The 18,213-nt window shown below is 39.3% G+C and carries 20 protein-coding genes; 7 read left to right on the top strand and 13 right to left on the bottom strand.

All coding sequences use genetic code 11. The annotated features are described in order from the left end of the window. Positions 1-560: 560 nt before the first annotated feature. Genes MOO45_RS01130 through MOO45_RS01120 form a run of 3 tightly spaced genes read left to right on the top strand, consistent with a single transcriptional unit; the run spans position 561 to position 2,489 of the window. Positions 561-968, top strand: a complete 408-nt coding sequence (locus MOO45_RS01130) for a hypothetical protein (RefSeq protein ID WP_249514595.1) — start codon at positions 561-563, stop codon at positions 966-968. Continuing rightward, entirely contained in the window at positions 902-2,098 is a 1,197-nt protein-coding gene (locus MOO45_RS01125) for a BspA family leucine-rich repeat surface protein (RefSeq protein WP_249514594.1), read from the top strand. The genes MOO45_RS01130 and MOO45_RS01125 overlap by 67 nt, the downstream gene beginning before the upstream one ends. Positions 2,099-2,123: 25 nt before the next feature. Beyond that, on the top strand, positions 2,124-2,489 hold the full coding sequence (locus MOO45_RS01120; protein ID WP_249514593.1) for a mucin-binding protein: 366 nt from the start codon (positions 2,124-2,126) through the stop codon (positions 2,487-2,489). A gap of 53 nt (positions 2,490-2,542) precedes the next feature. Here the strand turns inward: MOO45_RS01120 and MOO45_RS01115 are convergent, their stop codons facing one another. The 7 genes from MOO45_RS01115 to MOO45_RS01085 form a co-directional block, all read right to left on the bottom strand. Further along, a complete protein-coding gene (locus MOO45_RS01115) occupies positions 2,543-3,295 on the bottom strand; it encodes a C39 family peptidase (protein WP_249514592.1) in 753 nt (250 codons plus the stop codon). A gap of 75 nt (positions 3,296-3,370) precedes the next feature. After that, positions 3,371-3,715, bottom strand: a complete 345-nt coding sequence (locus MOO45_RS01110; RefSeq protein WP_317619041.1) for a type II toxin-antitoxin system PemK/MazF family toxin — start codon at positions 3,713-3,715, stop codon at positions 3,371-3,373. Next, positions 3,715-3,963 carry a ribbon-helix-helix domain-containing protein gene (locus MOO45_RS01105; RefSeq protein ID WP_249514591.1) on the bottom strand — a complete coding sequence of 83 codons (249 nt, stop codon included), beginning with the start codon at positions 3,961-3,963 and terminating at the stop codon, positions 3,715-3,717. Before MOO45_RS01105 ends, MOO45_RS01110 begins: the two co-directional genes overlap by 1 nt. Before the next feature lie 52 nt (positions 3,964-4,015). Beyond that, a complete protein-coding gene (alr, locus tag MOO45_RS01100) occupies positions 4,016-5,125 on the bottom strand; it encodes an alanine racemase (RefSeq protein ID WP_249514590.1) in 1,110 nt (369 codons plus the stop codon). Beyond that, positions 5,085-5,483: a holo-ACP synthase gene (acpS, locus tag MOO45_RS01095; RefSeq protein ID WP_249514589.1), complete on the bottom strand. Its 399-nt coding sequence runs from the start codon at positions 5,481-5,483 to the stop codon at positions 5,085-5,087. The genes alr and acpS overlap by 41 nt, the downstream gene beginning before the upstream one ends. A gap of 34 nt (positions 5,484-5,517) precedes the next feature. Then, positions 5,518-7,029 (bottom strand): DEAD/DEAH box helicase, encoded by a 1,512-nt coding sequence (locus MOO45_RS01090; protein ID WP_249514588.1) that lies wholly within the window; start codon positions 7,027-7,029, stop codon positions 5,518-5,520. A 187-nt stretch (positions 7,030-7,216) separates the two neighbouring features. Next, on the bottom strand, positions 7,217-8,584 hold the full coding sequence (locus tag MOO45_RS01085; protein ID WP_249514587.1) for a UDP-N-acetylmuramoyl-tripeptide--D-alanyl-D-alanine ligase: 1,368 nt from the start codon (positions 8,582-8,584) through the stop codon (positions 7,217-7,219). A 92-nt stretch (positions 8,585-8,676) separates the two neighbouring features. Here MOO45_RS01085 and MOO45_RS01080 point away from each other — a divergent pair, with 92 nt between their 5' ends. Then, positions 8,677-9,870: an MFS transporter gene (locus MOO45_RS01080; RefSeq protein ID WP_249514586.1), complete on the top strand. Its 1,194-nt coding sequence runs from the start codon at positions 8,677-8,679 to the stop codon at positions 9,868-9,870. Positions 9,871-9,969: 99 nt separating this feature from the next. Here the strand turns inward: MOO45_RS01080 and MOO45_RS01075 are convergent, their stop codons facing one another. The 5 genes from MOO45_RS01075 to MOO45_RS01055 all read right to left on the bottom strand — a co-directional run bounded on the left by MOO45_RS01075 (position 9,970) and on the right by MOO45_RS01055 (position 14,559). Next, entirely contained in the window at positions 9,970-10,218 is a 249-nt protein-coding gene (locus MOO45_RS01075) for a type B 50S ribosomal protein L31 (RefSeq protein ID WP_249514585.1), read from the bottom strand. 101 nt (positions 10,219-10,319) lie between these two features. Next, a complete protein-coding gene (locus tag MOO45_RS01070) occupies positions 10,320-11,588 on the bottom strand; it encodes a UDP-N-acetylglucosamine 1-carboxyvinyltransferase (protein WP_249514584.1) in 1,269 nt (422 codons plus the stop codon). Between the two features lie 140 nt (positions 11,589-11,728). Then, positions 11,729-13,342 (bottom strand): CTP synthase, encoded by a 1,614-nt coding sequence (locus MOO45_RS01065; RefSeq protein WP_249514583.1) that lies wholly within the window; start codon positions 13,340-13,342, stop codon positions 11,729-11,731. A gap of 153 nt (positions 13,343-13,495) precedes the next feature. Continuing rightward, on the bottom strand, positions 13,496-14,026 hold the full coding sequence (gene rpoE, locus MOO45_RS01060) for a DNA-directed RNA polymerase subunit delta (RefSeq protein WP_249515117.1): 531 nt from the start codon (positions 14,024-14,026) through the stop codon (positions 13,496-13,498). Positions 14,027-14,124: 98 nt separating this feature from the next. Next, the gene (locus MOO45_RS01055) at positions 14,125-14,559 is read right to left on the bottom strand and encodes a DUF1934 domain-containing protein (protein ID WP_249514582.1); all 435 of its coding nucleotides are present in this window, start codon (positions 14,557-14,559) and stop codon (positions 14,125-14,127) included. A gap of 68 nt (positions 14,560-14,627) precedes the next feature. Here MOO45_RS01055 and MOO45_RS01050 point away from each other — a divergent pair, with 68 nt between their 5' ends. The 3 genes from MOO45_RS01050 to mscL are packed head-to-tail and all read left to right on the top strand — an operon-like array spanning position 14,628 to position 17,191. Further along, positions 14,628-15,443, top strand: a complete 816-nt coding sequence (locus MOO45_RS01050; protein ID WP_249514581.1) for a lipoate--protein ligase family protein — start codon at positions 14,628-14,630, stop codon at positions 15,441-15,443. Further along, the gene (locus tag MOO45_RS01045) at positions 15,440-16,780 is read left to right on the top strand and encodes an HD domain-containing protein (RefSeq protein WP_249514580.1); all 1,341 of its coding nucleotides are present in this window, start codon (positions 15,440-15,442) and stop codon (positions 16,778-16,780) included. Before MOO45_RS01050 ends, MOO45_RS01045 begins: the two co-directional genes overlap by 4 nt. A gap of 39 nt (positions 16,781-16,819) precedes the next feature. Beyond that, complete coding sequence (gene mscL / locus MOO45_RS01040) at positions 16,820-17,191, top strand: large conductance mechanosensitive channel protein MscL (protein ID WP_249514579.1); 372 nt, start codon at positions 16,820-16,822, stop codon at positions 17,189-17,191. Positions 17,192-17,226: 35 nt separating this feature from the next. Here mscL and MOO45_RS01035 read toward each other — a convergent pair whose 3' ends face one another. Beyond that, positions 17,227-18,201 carry a ribose-phosphate diphosphokinase gene (locus MOO45_RS01035; RefSeq protein WP_249514578.1) on the bottom strand — a complete coding sequence of 325 codons (975 nt, stop codon included), beginning with the start codon at positions 18,199-18,201 and terminating at the stop codon, positions 17,227-17,229. Positions 18,202-18,213: the final 12 nt, after the last annotated feature.

The following is an 18,213-nucleotide window of genomic DNA, read 5'->3' as shown; positions in this document are numbered from 1 at the left end:
TCGAATTATTTTAATAAAAACAACAGTATCAGATTGCAAATTAAATTAAGCACGATGCTAATTATATCATCTGGAATCAAAGTTATCAAACAATGTTAAATATCTATAATTTTTTATACCATATGTTATATGCATCCTAAATCACTATTTCCAAAGCAAATTTCAAGTATAATTAAAAAAATATTTTATTGCATTTTGATTTTTATTTAGTAAAATTTATAATTATTAGGCTATATTAATGAAATAGAAAGAATTGCCTAAATATTTTTTTGTTATATTCACATAAAATAATCTCTATTATTAAATATTAATCCATAGATTTGGTCATTAGAATTTATTTTGGTTAAATCTAAAAGCAGATTATTATCCCATCCTATCGTTAAATATTATTCCTTAAAAATTAGGCTTGTGTATTATTAATTAAAACTTTACAATCAAATTTGTAAATGATCGTTATTGTTTACACAAGATAAGGGATAAGGAGTAAAGATGACAATGAATCACAAAAAATTGACAATTCGCACTATGGGTACTTTTTAGGGTTAGTCTGTGGCATCGTGTTGAGCCAACAAGCTGTGAATGCTGATAATAATAATGAGGCGAATGACGTGGCTACTACACAGGTGCAAACGCCGGACCCTACTTCAGCTACGCCAGTCACGAATCCAATAGTTGATACCAATTTGGAAGCGGTTAACAATCATGATATGAATGATCAGACTGTGCCTGCTGTGGCGCCAAACAATGATACAACGACATCTCAAACTAATATTGTTAACGAAAGTAGTAACACGACTGATAATGTAGCTTCTAATGATAACGTTAACATTAATAACGATATTAATACCACCGATACCACCACAGTGTCTGATGCTAATGATGCATCAGCTACGAAGTCCCCTTGGCACAAGGCACTTGGGGCACCAGCAAGTGGGATTACACTCAAGATGGTGATGATTATGTACTGACTTTCCATGCAGGAACGTTGGGGAGTGGGGGAATTGACGGAAACGAATTTAAGGGTATAACAAACGACTATCACGTTACAAAGATTACTAAAATTGTCTTAGATCAAGGTGTTGTTGCTAATGAAGATTCATCATTATTATTTGCAAATTTGTATAATTTAAAACAGATTATAGGATTAGAAAATTTAGATACATCCAAAGTAACCGACATGTCAGAAATGTTTGACGGGTCTACATTAACCAGTTTAGATTTAAGTAGTTTGGATACGTCTAATGTCACTGACATGTTATTCATGTTTCAGGGGTGTAAAAATCTACAAAATGTTAATGTTAGTAGCTTTAATACAGCTAACGTGGCTGATGTTACAGCAATGTTTATGGACTGTATCAGTCTAAAAGAATTAGATCTTAACAATTTCAATCTTTCTGGTTTACAAGAAGATCCATTCGCGATATTGGATGGTTGTGGTTTAACCAGTCTTAATTTAAGTAACTTGATTGGTAAGGGAGTAGAGTTAAACGGAACTTTCAACTTAAATCGTCTAATACTAAAAAACGATGTTAACTTGGGCGGTCTAGATCAGCTCCACAATGGACATATCGGTAGAACCATTCTCGGCACCAATAAAAAAGCTATTTCAAATGACTTGGTCGCCGTCAGTGGCTATCAAAAAGGCGGACATTATTCACTTGATGAACTGGAAAATTTAACCGGACGCGACCAAGTTACCGTTTATGAATGGGACACCGGTCAATTATTAGATGACCAAGAAGTTAAAGCTATCACCCGAACCATTAACGTACATCAACCTGACGGACAAGTGCACACCGAAACCCAAACCGGCAAAGTAGAACGCACAGTACATTACGATAATAATGGCAATGCCACTTTTGGGGATTGGTCAGATGATCAGTTTGCCAGTTATCAAATTCCTAAATTTGCGGGATACACAGCTTCCCAAACGCAAGTTCCAGCAGCCGTCATTAGTGATTTTAATCAAGATCAAACAATTGACATTTACTACACACCGATTGAACAAACAGTCACGATTCAATATCTAGATGAAGCGGGTAAGGAAGTCGGTACGCAACAACTAACGGGGTTACACGGGACAAACTTTAGCGCTTAATTACTAAGCACCTCAGGGCTATGAATTGATTGATCAACCGCAAGCCACGATTACGATTGACGCTTCGGGTCAACAAGTTGTTCAGGCCCATGTGGCACATCAAATTGATCCAACTTCTCAAAAACAGACCAAATTAAGGGTTATTAACGTTCATTATCCCAGTAGCGCCGTGAAGTCAATTAAGCAAGTTGCCGTTCTCAAGCGGAATTTGTATGTTGATCAAGTCACCAATGAGACGGTTTATAATACTTGGAGCACGGGCAATTTTGACGAATATGTAACACCGACTATTACTGGTTATACAGCTAGTCAACCATTAGTGGACAGTGTTCCGGTGACAAGTGCTACCCCAAACGTCTCCACAATTGATCTTTACTATACTAAGAATTAACATCCACTGTACCAAAAAAGGACTGTCGTCGATTTCGTTCGACAATAGCCCCTTTATTTTGGCATTAAATACAGATATTGTGACCGCAAGCCCGCAAACGACTTCGCTAGTTTGGCAATCGGTACCTTGCGATTAGCCTTCTTCAAGGGATCATTCACGTAAAAATCCTTTTGATTAATCCCCGTCACCACGACTGAATGAATTAATGGCGTCACCGTAATTATCCCATTAGGCGTCTTCCAATTGATTAAGTCTTTTTTCGTCACTGGTTGAAAGTCTAGCGTGGCTAAAATCCAAACTGGATGTCCATGATGAATCAAACGTTCTAAATCTTTTAATTCCAACTTCTCACCACTATGAACTGTATAATCTGAACCAACGATCTGCTTACACAACTTGCTGACGGGTTCCACATAAGCGCCCATTGCCGCATAACCCGACGTCATATTGCCTACAAAACCATCATGCGGATCACCATGATGATGCCGATCAACATTAAACGGCACACAATCAATTTTTTTCGCTAACACATTTTTATTCACATTATAACCATAATAGCGCAACAACATCGCCAATGAAGTGACTTCACAACCATTTTTGAGGGCTGGCTGATCCTTTAATTGATTCTCATAGGGAACGGTCAACTCCACTTGCCGATGATAAGTCAAGGGATTGCGTAAGCCGTCGTCTGACTTCACAAAATAAAACCACAAGCCCCAGACAGTTACTAATAAAACTAAAATTGTAACACCAATTTTAAATTGTCGTTGATGCTTCTTGCGAATAGTTCGACGATTATTTTCCATGGTTGTATTATACCGAATTTAACCTTATTTAAAAACACCAAAAAAGCATCCCATCAGAATCTGGATGCTTTTTGCTTACACATGAACGCTCACACGTAACGCTTTATCCACTAGTAGCATTTTTTGTGCGGATAAAGTTGTAACTTTTTCTTTCAAACGTTGTTTATCAATTGTTCTGATTTGCTCAGTTAAAATAACCGAATCTTTACTAAAACCATCTTTACGGGTAATGCCGACATGCGTTGGCATCTTTGGCTTATCAATTCGTCCCGTGATGGCCACGATAATGATTGTCGGACTGTATTTATTACCAACGTTATTTTGGACCACTAAAACGGGTCGCATGCCACCTTGTTCTGAACCAACAACCGGAGAGAGATCCGCAAAGAATACATCGCCCCGTTTAATTGTAATTCCCACTAAACTTGCCTATCTACTTCCTGCTCACAAACTGAAAAAGCATTGCTGATTTCTTCATTAATATCTGCCATATTCACATAACCATCCATCAATTGACTTACCATCCTATCCTCACGTTGAAAGAAGCTAAAAAGTGCTTCATCCACTACATAACTAGTGTCACAAGCATTTTCATTACTGTATTGCATCAAACGATCAATAAGATCTGAGTCCAATTGTAAAGAAAAGTTTTTTGAAAAGCCAGCCATATCCAATCTCCCCCTCGGATAATTTTAATTAAATATAACACAAAGTCATCAATTAATTAATATATTTTCGCGGGATTCGGTCAGATAAATTACACAAAATTTCGTAATTAATGGTTTGACCATAATCAGCAGCAACATCTGCACTCAAAGTTTGCTGATTTTGCTGACCAATAAATGTCACAAGCGTTCCTAACGGATAAAATTTCGGTACTTTAATCATGAGCTGATCCATACAAATCCGTCCTACAATTGGACATAAATGACCGTCTACTAACACCTTACTACCAGTCATTCGTCTTTGCCAACCATCTGCATAACCCAGTGGCACCGTCGCAATAATTTCTGGTTGCTCAGTTGTATACGTTGCACCGTAACTGATACTTTGTCCTGCCGGTAATTGTTTAATTGCCACAATTTGACTGGTGAGACTAAGCGCTGGTTGTAACGAATACGGTAACTGCTTTGAATGCGACCCCGCTGGATTCAAACCATACAACCCAATTCCCAGCCGAATTAAATTTCCCGGTGCTTGCCGATGCCATAAGGAAGTTGCCGAATTAGCACAATGCACATTTTCAAATGTAATCGGTAAATCTTGAATTAAAAACTCAAACTGCGCTAATTGCTGTTGGAAATAATCATCACTAAGTTCATCCGCCGTTGCAAAATGCGTAAAGATTCCTTCAGGAATTAATTGTGGCTGTGTTTTTAAAAACTGACAAGCTTCAACCAAGGCGGATTTCTCGCGAAAACCAATACGTCCCATGCCCGTATCTAATGCTAAATGCACTTTCAACGGTGACCGCACGGTAAAAGCCGCAGTTTGCAACCAAGTTAAATCACCAACAGCCACTGAAATATCATTTTGTGCTGCTAACGGTGCTTGTTGCACCGGAATCAAGCCTAACACCAAAATCTGCTCGGTGATTCCCGCCGTCCGCAATTCTAAAGCTTCATCAATAGTGGCCACACAAAAGCCATCCACCTGCAGTTCATGCAAGATTTGCGCAACAACGACGGCACCGTGATGGTACGCATCAGCTTTGACTACCGCAAATATTCTTTTTTCAGAACCCGCCAGTTGACGGGCCTGCAAATAATTATTCCGCAAAGCGTCACGATCAATTTGAATGACTGTTGGACGATGAATTGAAGGCTGCACTAGGGCTTCCCCCTTCCAAAATAACTTCCGTCATGACATACAACTGGGTATGCGAAATAGAAATCAACACATTTCCTGCATAAACTTGCTGTTGAACATAAGGTTTGCCATGGTCAAGATTCAGAATCGACACATCTTGAAAACTAATCGGGCCGATCCCAGTGCCCAAGGCTTTACTAAAAGCCTCTTTTGCCGAAAAACGTCCCGCTAAGAATTCTTTTTGTCTTTGTCCTTGATAAGATTGGAAAACCGCTTGTTCACTAGGCGTTAAAACTTTCGTTAAAAAACGAGGGCGTTTTTGATAAGTAGCCCAAATCCGTTCTATTTCCGCTAAGTCAACGCCCAAACCCTGAATCATCAGCAACTCCTTTACGATCAAGAAATTTTATCGTTTATTTGTTAGTCCGCACCGTAAAATTCCGTTTGCGATTACCACCGCCATGATTATTAGAATCATGATGACCATTGTTGTTACGACGGGAACGATGATCGTTGTTGCCACGGCGGCGATCATTACTATTTCCGCCACGATAACGACCATGCGAACGCCGATCACCACCACGTGAATTATTACGACCGCGCCGATTTGGTAATGGGCGTTCCGGAGTAATTTTCACAGGAATAGCTTCAGGATCTTTTGTCAAACTTTTCAATAATAATTCGACCAATTCTGTGGCATCATATTGTTCAATCAATTCTTGCGCTGCCACTTCAAATTTAGTCAAATGTTGACTCTTCAAATCATGGGCAATTTGTGCACTGGCATCTTCTAATTGACCCGCCAATGCTTGTTCATTGGTCGGTGGCTTCAAAGGCATCATCCGCACTTTAGTTAATTGCTCAATCCCGCGTAAATAACTCATTTCGTTTGGCGAAACAAATGTCACTGATACCCCAGAATGTCCTGCACGACCTGTCCGGCCAATTCGATGCACATAACTATCTGGATCTTGAGGAATATCATAATTATAAACGTGACTGACACCAGAAATATCTAAGCCACGCGCTGCCACATCAGTTGCCACCAAATATTCAAGTTTGCCCGCTTTAAACTGCTTCAAAACACTCATCCGTTTTTGTTGCGATAAATCTCCGTGAATGCCTTCAGCGTTATATCCACGTGCTTTTAGTCCACGCGTAATTTCATCAACGCGCCGCTTGGTTCGACCAAAAATGACTGCTAATTCAGGTTTTTGAACATCAAACAACCGCGTCATTGTATTGAATTTTTCAAATTCTTTGGACCGCACAACGTATTGTTCAATATTATCAGCGGTTAATTCCTTAGACTTAATCTGAACAATCTTCGGATCTTTCATGAATTTCTCGGCAATATTCATAATTGGCCGCGGCATCGTAGCTGAATACAATAAAGTTTGATGTTCAGCTTGCACATTTTTCAAGATGCTTTCAATATCTTCGACAAAGCCCATGTCCAACATTTCGTCAGCTTCGTCTAACACCACGGTCTGGACTTGATCTAACTTCAACGTGTGTCGTTTAATATGGTCCAAAACCCGACCAGGCGTTCCTACCACAATTTGGGGATGATTACGCAAAGATTGAATTTGCCGCCGAATATCAGAACCACCATACACAGCTTGCACAGCGACATGACGATGCCGACCCAAGCGATGCAATTCTTCTTGCGTTTGCACAGCTAATTCTCTAGTTGGTGAAATAACCAAGGCTTGCACATGTGAATCATGAGTATCTACCGTTTGTAACAATGGCAAACCAAAGGACGCAGTCTTACCTGTTCCTGTTTGCGCTTGACCAATGACATCAACACCCGACAAAACTAACGGAATCGTCTGTGCTTGAATCGGTGTCGCTTCTTCAAAGCCTGCCTCGGTGACTGCTGCCAATATATCTTGATCTAAATTAAGTTCACTAAATTTCAAAAATTGTCCTCCTAGAATTGTGAAAGTCGATCACAAAACAGGGGCTAAAATTAAAAATTGAACTGTCTTGTAATTCAGATTATATTTTTCAGAAACTTTCACTAGCTAACCAGTTTACCACGTTTTGTATGGAAGATAAAGATCTTTAAACTTTTATTTTAGCACGAGTCGCATTTTTAATTGTTCATCAATTGCTTTTTTGTAAAGCTTGCACAACTTCATCTAAGTGCAAACCGTTGCTGGCTTTTAACAAAATCAAATCCTGTGGTTGTAATATTTCTTGCAAATCTTGGATCAATTTTACTTTTTGATCTCGTGAGTACCATTGTACTGACAACTGACTCGGCAAAGCATCCCGCAAAGCTCGCATTTCAGAGCCGTATAAATAAACTTGAGCAATTGCCTGTAAATCAATCGCTTGAGCTACTTCAGCATGTAATTGAGGAGCCTGCTCACCTAATTCCAACATATCACCTAAAACCAGAATCCGGCGCCCTGTCGTTAGAATTTTTTGAAAATTCTGAATTACATCAATCATTGCTGTTGGATTAGCATTATACACATCACTCAAAATTTGCGCACCATTTTGAGCTTGTAACCATTGCGTCCGATTTTTCGTGGGTTGGAAATGTGCCAATGCTTCTTGAATTTTCTGGAAATCCACTTGAAATTGTTTTCCTACCAAAATGGCAGCTAATGCATTATCTACATTATAATCACCCATCAATGGCAACCGAAACTCAAACTCCGGTACCAGATTTATTCTAAAGGTGGTATATGTTTGGTAAGTTTGAATAGTTGATGGATAAATATCTAAGGTTGACGCCCGTCCAAAAGTAGCCTGTTTTTGTGTCACCGCAGCAGCTCGTTGAACCAAAAGTGGTTCTGAGCCGTTATAAATGAATAAACCACTTGGTTTTAATGAGGAAACAATTTCCATTTTAGCATCCGCAATTTTGGCTCGTGTCCCGAAGAATTCAATATGAGCTTCCCCAATCATGGTGATCACGGCAATGTCTGGTTGCACGAGTGCTGACAACTTTGTGAGCTGCCCGGGACGATCCATGCCTAATTCAACTACCAAAATTTGCGTATCTGGTGCCATTTGGAGAATAGTGAGCGGAACGCCAATTTCATTATTAAAATTGGTGGGTGTTTTAGCTACTTGATATTTTTGGGACAAAACTGCGGCAATCATATCTTTGGTGGTCGTTTTACCATTGCTGCCTGTGATGGCAACCACCTTAGGCGCAACTTCGTGTAAATAAGCTTGACTCAAAGTTTGGATTGCACTCAACGGATCATCCACCACCAAATAATTCTCGTGATGACCTGCCGGTAAGGGATGATCACTTTGCCACAAAGTTGCCACTGCCCCTGCAGCCAAGGCTTGAGGTACGAAATCATGACCATCACGTTGAGCAACTAATGGTACAAATAAAGAATTGGGCGTGACTTTGCGACTATCAAACACCACGTCTTGAACGACTGCGTCTGTCACAAAAGTTTGTTGGAGATGCAGAATTTGAGCAATTGTACTAAGATTCATTTGCATAAATCTACTCCTTATCATTGTCGAATGAAAATAATTTTTAAATAATAATTTTTGAAGTGCTATAATATCTCCATGTAAATGGAAGTGAAATAATGGTAGAAAATAAATATTGGCAACGCAACATGTATATTCTGACGTTCGGTAATTTTATTGCCGGAGTCGGGTTCAGTATGGTTGTACCGTTTTTATCTTTATATATTAACACGTTACACCATTTTAACACGACGCAACTTTCTTTTTGGTCTGGAATTACATACTCCATCACCTTTTTGGTTTCGGCAGCAGTCTCCCCCATGTGGGGTAAATTAGCGGATCGTAAAGGACGCAAACTCATTATTTTGAGAGCATCTTTAGGCATGGCAATTGTCATCGGCTGCATGTCCATCGTCACGAATGTCTATGAATTACTGGTTCTAAGGGCTTTACAAGGAATTTTTTCTGGTTATATCAGTAATTCTAATACCTTAATTGCCACTACGGCACCCTCGCATCAAGTTGGTAAAGCTTTAGGAACGCTAACCACTGGGACAGTCACAGGGAACTTACTCGGTCCCTTACTGGGTGGCGCTATTGCACAGATGTTTGGTTACCGCTTACCGTTTTTGATTACGGGGATTTTATTATTAAGTGCCTTTTTCTTATGTCTCTTCTTTGTCAAAGAAGATTTTGTTCCGGTCAAAAAAGGCAAGGAACTTTCATTTGGACAACTTTATCATAAGCTTTCGGAACCAAAAATCATTATTGGCATGTGCATAACCACTTTGGTCATCCAAACAGCCAATAATTCGATTAACCCCATTATTAGCTTATATGTGCATCAATTGATGCATGGGCAAGGTAAAGTAGCTTTTATTAGTGGGCTTGTCACGGCTATGCCAGGAATTCCATCGGCCTTGTTGGCTTCTCGTTTGGGCGCCTTAGGTGATCGCATTGGGACCAAAAAAGTCTTAATTGCCGGCTTAATTTTTGCCACAATTGTTTATATTCCCCAAGCTTTTGTCACCAATGTCTGGCAGTTAATGATCTTACGCTTCTTAGTAGGTATTTCTAACGCCGCCCTCTTGCCCCAAGTCCAAACAATTTTGGCGAAAGAAAGTCCACACGAGATTTCTGGCAGGATTTTTGGCTATAATCAAAGTTTTATGTATGTGGGGAATTTCTTAGGTCCGTTGCTCGGATCATTAGTTTCCGGACTATTAGGTTACAGCATGGTCTTCTTATCCACTGCTTTTTTGGAATTATTCAATTTAGTTTTTGTGCAACGCGTGACCCACAAAAATCAATAAGTCCATCATTACTGAACCGTTATCCTGAAGATAACGGTTTTTTTAATTGCATAATAAAAAGACATCTCTTGCGAGATGTCTTTTCGAAAATTGCCAATATTATTTTTCTGATAAACCATATTTCTTGTTGAAACGATCGATCCGACCATCGGCTTGGGTAAATTTTTGCTTACCAGTATAGAAAGGATGCGAATCGGAAGTGATTTCAACACGAATCAAAGGATATTCTTTACCTTCATAATCCGTTGTTTCATTAGAATTAACAGTTGAACCTGCCAAGAATTTCTTACCTGTAGCAGAATCCATAAATACTACTTCATGATAATCTGGATGGATATTTTTCTTCATAAATGGACACTCCTTGCCCTAAATCATTTGCTGATCTAGAGATTAAATTGTTAACAATTCTATATGTTAACACGAATTAAACAGTGACGCAACTTGCTTTACTAAAACTTCTCACTACCACTATAAGAAACATCAGCTTGTAAAGAGCGTAGTTTGTCAATGACGCGATCATAACCTCGCATAATATTTTCGGCTTGATTAATCACTGTGGTGCCCGGAGCCATCAAACCGGTCACCATTAAACTGGCGCCACCGCGAATCTCTTCAGCCGTCACTTCTGCTGCGTTAAAATGATCAGTGTGTTCAATCACAATTTTGCTATCAACAACTTTAATTTTGGCTCCCATTTTAATTAACTCGGGAATATGGCGTGTTCGCTTCGGATAAAGGGTATCAATAATGGTACTTTGACTATCTGCCAACAACAACAACGGCGTTAAGGGTTGTTGCAAATCGGTCGCGAATCCCGGATAAGGACTAGTCTTAATTTCAACGCCCGTCAATTGGCTGTTGGGATACACAAAAATACTATCCTCGCGCACATCTAGATTCACACCCAATTCTTGAACTTTTGCCAAGAAAGCATCCAAGTGTTCCGCAATAATATTTTTGATCAGAATACCATTACCACTGGAAGCTGCAATAGATAAATAAGTTCCCGCTTCAATACGATCCGGAATAATCGTATGAGAATTAGTCGCCTTTAAACAATCAACACCCGTAATGCGAATTGTCTGCGTGCCGACGCCACGAATATTGGCCCCCATATTGTTCAAAAAGGTTGCCAAATCAATTATCTCCGGCTCTTTAGCAGCATTTTCAATGATCGTTGTGCCCTGAGCCTTGACGGCTGCCAAAATAATATTGATGGTTGCTCCGACTGACGCCATATCCAAAAAAATCCGCGCACCGTGCAAACCATTGCGAGCTTCCACCACAATATAGTTATCTTTTTCCGTAATTGTCGCGCCTAAAGCCTTAAAGCCCTTAATATGCTGATCAATCGGTCGCGGACCAATATCATCACCACCAGGAAAACCAACGACAGCTTTACCAAATCGACCTAATAGTGAACCAATAAAATAGTAAGACGCCCGCAAACTTGTAACTTTATTGTGTGATAATGAAATAGGAAAAATTTGCGTCGGATCAATTTTCAGAATCTCACCTTGAAAATCGGATTTAACGCCCATCTCATCCATTAAGGCCATTAAATTATAGACATCTTTAATTTGCGGAACCGAATCTAAAACGACCGGTGTATCAGACAAAATGGTCGCGGGAATAATTGCTACTGTACTGTTCTTAGAGCCGCCAATTGTCACTGATCCGGAAAGTCTTTTGCCCCCATGAATCACCATTTTTGCCATAATTTTCAATCCTTCTTCGTTAGTTATTACTAAATGAAGGGTTTTTTCTGCTTAATTCAACGAACAAATTAGAAAATAATTTAAAATAAAACCCATTTTAAAATAATAATATAAACTTTAAGCAAAGTACACCCATATTGTTAAATATCAAGCGATGGCAAGCCACTAGCTGCGCCGATAAATTCTTTAAAAATTGGTTCCGGACGATTAGGTCGTGACAAAAATTCCGGGTGATATTGCACACCCACAAAGAATTTATTTTGCGGTACTTCAATAATTTCAACTAAATGATTATCCGGTGAAATTCCTGACAAAACTAAACCTTGATCTTGCAAAGTTTGACGATACTCATTATTAAATTCGTAACGATGACGATGACGTTCTTGAATCACACTTTGTCCCGCATAAGCCTTGGCAACCAAAGTATTCGGAGTCAATTTGCATGGATATAAGCCTAGACGCAAAGTTCCGCCACGAATTTCGACATCTTTTTGATCAGCCATCAAATCAATAATCTTATGTGGTGCATCGGCATCTACTTCACCACTAATTGCGTCACTAATGCCTGCAACATTCCGTGCATATTCGATACTAGCCATCTGCATTCCTAGACAAATGCCTAAAAATGGCAAATCATTTTCACGCGCATATTTAATTGCCGCAATCATTCCTTCTAAACCACGGGAACCAAAACCGCCTGGGACAATTAAACCATCGACATCGCCCAATTTGTCAGCAACATTATCTTCATTAATTTCTTCAGCACTGATCCGTTCAATCACAATTTCGGTATCATATTGATAACCCGCGTGGCGCAAAGCTTCGTTCACAGAAATATAAGCGTCCTGCAGATCTACATATTTACCAACCAAAGCAATTTTAGTTTGATACTGCAAATTTAAAACGCGTTGCTCTAGGCGTTTCCAAACCTGCATATCGGCCTGCGGTAAATCCAAATGGAGATAATCGCAAACAATCTGATCCATATTTTGTTTTTGCAAATTCAAGGGAATTGAATACAAAGTCGGCACATCTAACGATTCAACCACAGCTTCCGGAGCCACATCACAAAATGACGCAATCTTGTCCCGCATTCCTTGTGAAATTGGCTTTTCCGTGCGCACCACTAAAATATTAGGCTGAATTCCTAACCCCCGCAATTCTTTAACGCTGTGTTGAGTTGGTTTAGTTTTCATTTCTCCAGCTGCCTTCAAATAAGGAACTAAAGTAGTATGAATATAAACAACATTCTCAGCACCAACCTCAGACTTCATCTGGCGCAAAGCTTCCAAATAAGGTAACGATTCAATATCGCCAACTGTACCGCCAACTTCGGTGATAATGACATCAGAATCAGTCGTGGTGGCTGCTCGCATAATTTTTTCTTTGATCATATCCGTGATATGCGGAATTACCTGCACTGTGGCCCCATTATATTCACCCTTGCGCTCTTTACGCAAAATTTCAGAATAAATTTTACCCGTTGTAACATTAGAATATTGGTTTAAATCGTTATCGATAAAACGCTCGTAATGACCCAAGTCTAAATCTGTTTCAGCACCATCATCTGTGACAAAGACCTCACCATGTTGATAAGGACTCATGGTTCCGGGATCGATATTGATATACGGGTCAAATTTTTGTAATGTTACTTTCAATCCCCGATTTTTCAACAATCTCCCCAAAGAGGAAGCTACAATTCCTTTTCCAAGCGAAGAAACTACGCCACCCGTTACAAAGATATATTTGGTCATTCACTTTACTCCTTCAAATTTATTGAGAACAAACATCGTAACATTAAAAAAGCTCCCTATTCATTAGCTGAACAGAGAGCTTTCGTCGCACTATAAAGCGCCCAAAGCTTATTATATCTTAATTAGTATCAATGTCAAATAATCATGATGCGTTTATTCAGCATCATCATCTTCGTCATCATCGGCCGAAAATTCACTCAAATTGCCTTCAATACCGCCTTCCAAATCATCATCAGGGTCACCGACCAATTCATCGTCATCATCATCAAAACTCAAATCTTGATGCGAAAATTGTGATAAATCTGGTGTACTTTGCGTATCTGCGTCTTCTTCTTCCTCAGTGGTATCAACAGTATCATCGTCATATTCAACAACATCGTCGTCATCATCGTCTAAGAAAGCATTAACTCGTTTTAAAGTTGGAGCTTTGACATTATCAGCATCTTCTGGATGATTAACTTCTTCATCAATCGAATCGTAAGGATACCAAGTACGCAGTCCCCAAACATTTTCACCTAATGAAATAAAACTACCATCATCGTTCAGATCGGTATAAAATTGTGGCAAACGTTCCCGAATTTCACGATCACTTTTTTCTGTGAATTGTTGAATTTCGTTTACAATGTCTGCAAAGGGCAACACATCACCCTTTTCTTCTAAAATTGCGTGTGCTACTTCGATCATGGACAAATCTTTTTTGTCTTCACCATCGAATTGTTTGAGTTCTAAAGCCAACGACGTACACGTCCTTTCAACAGTCTACTTTTAATTTTAACGATTTCTCAACTAAAAAGCAATTGTAACTTGTAATTACCAACTAATTGTCGACCCGAATGGAGCGAATAATCCAGCTTAATTTGACCAGAAATCGGGGCTTGCGCCACTAAGACTTGCAAATTATTCGTATGCGAAACGAGCGGAATCATCCCGTAATCCGTCATATAATCAAAAGCCTGATCATGCACCTGATCAAACATCATATTGGTCGTCATTTGATTTTGCGTCTTACGTTTAATCGTGATTTGATTATTGGAAGCAATTTTCACGATCACCTTAACATTATCCTGCTTTTCGGGAGACTCCATGTATCGAACATAAATTTTATCACCCATAATCACGGCTTGACCAACCTGATCCACCTTATAATTATGCACCTGACCAGCTTGAACAACTTGTGTTTTTAAATGAACTTGAACATCTTGAGCCATACGTTCCATGCCAATCTCCTTTCACATGTTCTATAATAAACTTATTATAATCCATTTCAGAAGAAGTGAGGAATATTATGATAGAAAAAAACTGTTTACTCTATGATGTCAAATATCAGACTTCGAACCAACTGTTAACGATTTTTCCTCAAATCGATTATTTATTACATTATTGCCAAAGTCACAACCAACCTTTAATTCACTTCTGGCAAACTACGCCGACGGTTATTTTAGGCCTGCGTGATAAACACTTAGATCATTTGAGTGAGGGTATCCAATATCTGAAAGCTCAAAATTATCAAGTCTTACTTCGAAACGCTGGTGGCTTAGCGGTGGTCAGTGATCCTGGTGTGATGAACTTGAGTTTATTATTACCCGATGCTACAAATTTGAGTATTGACCAAGCCTATTTTTTGATGTTCAAATTAATTCAAGCCAGTTTTACGAATTTAAAGATAGATCATTATGAAGTCAAAACTTCTTATTGCCCCGGCAGCTTTGATTTAGTGGTCAATCATCAAAAAATTGCGGGAATTGCTCAACGGCGTAATCAAAATGCTGTGGCAATTATGGCGTATTTGTCTATTCAAGGCAATCAACAGCAACGTGGCGAAGTGCTTCAACATTTTTATCAACTGGCCAATCATCAAAAAAATCCGCGTTATCCGGCAGTCGATCCGACTTCCATGGCCAATCTGGCAGCTTTTGATTCACATGAGCTCACGATCGCTCAATTCAAGCAACATATACTTAAAGTCATTAAACAGCACGCCAACTGCCAATTACTGACTGAGCGCCAACTAACTCATCAAATGGATTACACCAGTTTTTTGCAACAAAAATTAATTCAGCAACAGCATCTTAATCAAGCAATTATGGAGGATTCAAAATGAAGCCAACCGGTTTATTACCACGCGAAAAAGTTTTACGTGATCCTGTTCATAGTTACATTCATGTTGATCAACAAATTATTTTGGATTTAATCAACACGCCCGAATTCCAACGTTTACGGCGGATTAAACAGTTAGGCACCACCTCATTTACCTTCCATGGCGCAGAACATTCACGTTTTGGGCATTGTGTTGGCGTTTATGAGATTACGCGCCAATTATGTGATTATTTTAGTCGCAATTATCCCACGCAAAAACCGGGTGATGGTCTTTGGGACGATGACGAGCGCTTGGTGGCACTATGTGCAGCATTACTGCATGATATTGGTCATGGTCCTTATTCGCATACCTTTGAACATATTTTTCATACCAATCATGAACAGTGGACTCAACACATTATTACTTCACCGGATACCCAAGTCAATCAAATTCTCCAACGCGTGAGTCCAGCTTTTCCTAATCAGGTAGCTAGCGTGATTGCTAAAACTTATCCCAATAAACAAGTGGTACAGATGATTTCTAGTCAAATTGACGCCGATCGGATGGATTATTTACTGCGCGATGCTTACTTTACCGGTACACAATACGGCACCTTTGATCTTAAGCGGATTATGCGGGTGATTCGGCCTTACCAAGATGGTTTAGCATTTGAAATTGGTGGTATGCACGCCGTAGAAGACTATATTGTGTCGCGGTTTCAGATGTATCAACAAGTTTATTTTCATCCAGTGTCTAGAGGATTAGAGATTGTGCTGCGCAAAACTTTACAGCGTGCACAATATTTATACGAACAGCAGCAATTTACCGATGCGCAAATGCCTAGTTTATTAGTTCCTTTTTTTGAAAATCATATTCAGGTTCAAGATTATTTACGCCTTGATGATGATGCATTAAACACTTATTTTAATTTATGGCGCGACCATCATGATCCCATTTTGCGCAACTTAGTCCACCATTTTTTGGATCGGATTCCCTTGAAATCCATTACTTTCAATCCTCAACAACACACCTCATTGTCTCATATGAAACAATTAGTCCAAGATGCTGGCTTTGATCCCCAATTTTATACTGATGTCAATAACAGTTTTGACTTACCATACGATGTTTATGATCCCACATCGAAAAAACCACAGACCCCCATTGAGTTGATGCAGCCTGATGGCACTTTACGTGAGCTATCAAAAGTTAGTCCTTTGGTAAGTGCCTTAAATGGTCGCCTGAGTGGTGATCAGCGTTTTTATTTTCCAAAAGAAATGCTGGCTGATTCACACACTTCCACTTTTCCCGATGTTTTACGTCAATTTCAAAGTCATATTAACAACAATTCTCTGCAAGATTAGTTATGCTAAAACTATGAGCTAAAAGGAGGAATTGCAATAATGTGGCAAGAATTCAAAGATTTTATTTCGCACGGTAACGTAGTTGACCTAGCCATTGGGGTGATTATTGGGGGCGCATTTCAAAATATTGTCGGTGCTTTAACTAAATATATTCTTAATCCTTTTATTGGATTATTCTTAGGGCGTATTGATCTTTCACAAATTAAATTAGGCATGTTTCGGATTGGCGATTTTCTCAATTCAATTATTGAATTTTTGATTATTGCTGTGGTCGTCTTTTTTATTGTCAAAGCTTTAAATGTGATAAAAAAGCCTCAAGTAGAAGATACACCAACACCCAGCAATGAAGAATTATCAGTGCAATATTTAGCAGACATCAAAGATTTGTTGCAAAAACAAATTAAACACTAAAAAAGCTCCCTATGGGAGCTTTTTTAGTGTTTAATTTAGTGACGTTTAAATCTTGTTTTGAATAAGGGACTAACTGGTTCATTGTCATAAATCCGCTTGATTGCTTCACCAATTAACGGTGCGACGGAAATAGAAACCATCTTATCAATAATTTTTTCTGGTGGTAACTGAATTGAATCTGTCACTACAACTTTTTCAATCGGAGAATCCTCCAAACGTTGAATAGCCGGTCCAGATAAAACGGCGTGCGTACAAGAAGCATAAACTTCTTTAGAGCCAGCTTCTTTGAGTGCTTGTGCTGCTAAGGAAATCGTGCCAGCGGTGTCAATCATATCATCAATAATGATACAACGCTTATCTTTCACATCGCCAATAATATTCATCACTTCTGAAACATTCGGACGTGGACGACGTTTATCAATAATAGCAATTGGTGCCTTCAAAAATTCAGCCAATTTACGTGCCCGCACCACACCACCATGATCAGGTGAAACAACCACAGCATCTTTTTCTAAACCATTTTCCAAAAAATAATCGGCCAATAACGGCGCACCCATCAAATGATCAACAGGAATATCAAAGAAGCCTTGAATCTGAACAGCATGCAAATCTAACGCCAAAACGCGGTCAGCCCCTGCTGTCTGCAACATGTTAGCTACTAACTTGGAAGTGATCGGTTCACGTGCACGTGCCTTACGATCTTGACGCGCATAACCGTAATACGGAATAACCACATTAATCATGGCTGCCGAGGCCCGACGCAGCGCATCAATCATGATTAACAACTCCATCAAATTATCATTAACAGGCGCCGATGTGGATTGAATGATAAAAATTTCGGAACCGCGAATACTTTCCTCAATATTAATCTGAATCTCTCCATCGCTAAAACGTTTGACAGATGACTTCCCTAACGGAACTCCGACTTCTTGGGCAATCTTTTCTGCCAATGGTTTATTGGAGTTTAGCGCAAAAATTTTCATCGGACTATTTGATCTCTGTGTAGACATTATTCTCTCAAC

The sequence above is a fragment of the Bombilactobacillus folatiphilus genome, from assembly GCF_023380265.1.
Classification (GTDB): Bacteria; Bacillota; Bacilli; order Lactobacillales; family Lactobacillaceae; genus Bombilactobacillus; species Bombilactobacillus folatiphilus.
Note: the sequence above shows the minus strand (reverse complement) of the source record. Positions and strands in the feature narration are given on the sequence as shown.